Origin of the sequence: Chamaesiphon sp. VAR_48_metabat_403 (genome assembly GCF_031422475.1) — a bacterium.
GTDB lineage: Bacteria > Cyanobacteriota > Cyanobacteriia > Cyanobacteriales > Chamaesiphonaceae > Chamaesiphon.
Genome location: NZ_JANPLS010000472.1, coordinates 1 through 2,307, shown reverse-complemented (window position 1 = coordinate 2,307; position 2,307 = coordinate 1). Strand labels below are relative to the sequence as shown.

At 44.3% G+C, this 2,307-nt stretch carries 1 protein-coding gene; it reads right to left on the bottom strand.

The annotated features are described in order from the left end of the window. Nucleotides 1–37: 37 nt before the first annotated feature. Nucleotides 38–2,218 carry a type IV secretion system DNA-binding domain-containing protein gene (locus RMO79_RS22620; protein ID WP_310485522.1) on the bottom strand — a complete coding sequence of 727 codons (2,181 nt, stop codon included), beginning with the start codon at nt 2,216–2,218 and terminating at the stop codon, nt 38–40. Nucleotides 2,219–2,307 lie beyond the last annotated feature (89 nt).

The window sequence follows — 2,307 nt, the reverse complement described above, 5'->3', positions numbered from 1 at the left end:
CTTTCCCCTTTACCCTTTACCCCTTCCTACCTACACCCTACACCCCACACCCCACACCCTGCGCGAAGCGCACCCCTCTAACAATTTTATAGCCAGTCGCCCCGATGAGAGTAGCCAGCATTGATAATCCCTTGGGATCTTTGGGCATATTAATTTTCGGGGCATCATCAGGAGAATTTGGATCTTTCCACTCATTTGGCAGGTTAATGTTAACATCTAAATTAATCAGGAGATTTTCAGTAGCAAAATCTTCATCGGTATAGTCATATTTTTTCAACCAATTAATCAGCTTGCTTAAATTACAACTTAATTTACTAACTGGTGGTAGCGGGAATAATTCTTCAACTAACTGACAACGCAGATCGAACATCCGTGAGATTTCAGCTTCATCAATTTTCTTATCTTTAAAACTTGCCAGCATCGTTTGCCAAACATCTTTTGATTTCTCAGATTCGATTAAATCTCGATCGGGAATCTTGATGTCATGTAAGATCGGCAAATAAGTTTCCTTTTTAGCCGCATTAATATATCCAGGTGAAATCATCACCGCTCTCCCCGCCCCCATTTTCGAGAATTCGGCAGCTTCCATCAACGGGATTGTCGTCACTTGTTCATTTCTAGCTCTACTTCCGCCACCTTTTTGAGTGGTGATTGAGTTAGTAAAATAGCGGAGTTCTCGATCTCCCAAATACTCACTATAGAATTGAGCCGACTTAGTATCTTGAGGATTGAGGAAGAATTTGGTCGCACAATTTGAGATAATTGTTTCAGATCGATCGTCCCCATAAGCCTCTCTCAGTTGAGACAGATTTTGGAGTCCAATTGCGCCACAGAATCCCGCCGAACGTCCTTCCGCTAACCAGTTGGCTATTTTTCGCAACTTCATACTCGGTAGCTCATCCAGGCTAACGAAAAAGGGGACTGTTCGCTGTCTGGAGTGGGCGATATTACGAGAAATTAATAAGTCGAGAATCGTTGCCAGTAGAGGTGAGATAATATGCCGATAATCTTGATTTAAACCGACGATCGTCAGCGTTTTAACATTTTCCCCAGTTAGGTCGATTTCAATGTTAGATTTGCCGCAAATAGAGGGAATAAAATCACGCTTGACTAGTTGATTGACAGTCTTCTGAGCGTTCGCAAGAATCCCGGCTTCGGTGACGTTAGTTTTACCTTTTTCACCACCAGCACTGAGGAATTGAGCTAGGGATTGATAAATCCACGGGTTAATCCGTTTGGCGGCAAATCGCATCCGTTCGCCAAATTGGGGCAGATTAAGAATCGCCGCAACTGTCATGATATCGGCGACTGAGGGGCTGGCATCACCGATTTCGACATCCCACAGTCTGCTAGCAACTGCAATGGCTTCAGGGTCTTCTTCGAGCCATTTTGAGAGCAACATTCCCCCTTGAAGAACGCTAGAGCCACCACTCTCGAAGAATTCATTACCACCTTCGCCCGTACCTTTAGAGGTATTCTCCGTTAGAACTTCGGAAATTTGTCCCGCACCGATCGAATCGCCCGAATCGCGGATAAAATCACAGATATTAAAGATTCCCGATTCAGGATAGGAAGGGGCAATAATTTGGACTTGATAGCCGCGCTGGGCGGCATAACCGATAATTTCTTTGGTTTGTTCGGGATATTTAAAGTCAAATACAGTTGCCGTAATTCCTTGATCTAGAGCCGCACGAATGACGGGAGTAAGGATACTATGAGATTTCCCCGCACCCGCCGCACCAAAGACAGCAATACTCTGTTGAGCGTTGGGGAGAAATAGAGTTTTATCTCTGAATTTAGACTTTCTAGGACGATATTTAGCTTCAAGTTTTTCTCTCTGAGTCTTCCCAAATTCTCGTTCGATGCGATCTAATTCGGGTTTAAGTCTATTATAGAAATCCTGCTGATGAGCTTCATATATTTTAGCCGGAGTGCCAATGTATAACGAACAAGCATTAGGCTTTTCATAGCATTGTTTGCCCGAAAAAGCTGGGATTTGAGCTAGAGCAATCTTTTCGGCGGCGCGAAGTTGAGCGGAGCCACCCCAATAGGATTTACCTTGCTTGTGATTATTACCTTTCCCAAACATCGATAAGAGAATTAAAATTCCCACAGATCCTAATAGCATTGCTAGAGTAGGATCGAATGGTAGATTAGACTTGTTGACAACAGGTTGTTGGTGTTGAACTTGATGAGTTTGCTGATGTTGTTCGGGCACTTTTAATTAAAGGGGTGCGCTTCGCGCAGGGTGTAGGGTATGGGGTGTAGGGTATGGGGTGTGGGGTGTCGGAGAAGAGGGGTGTCGGG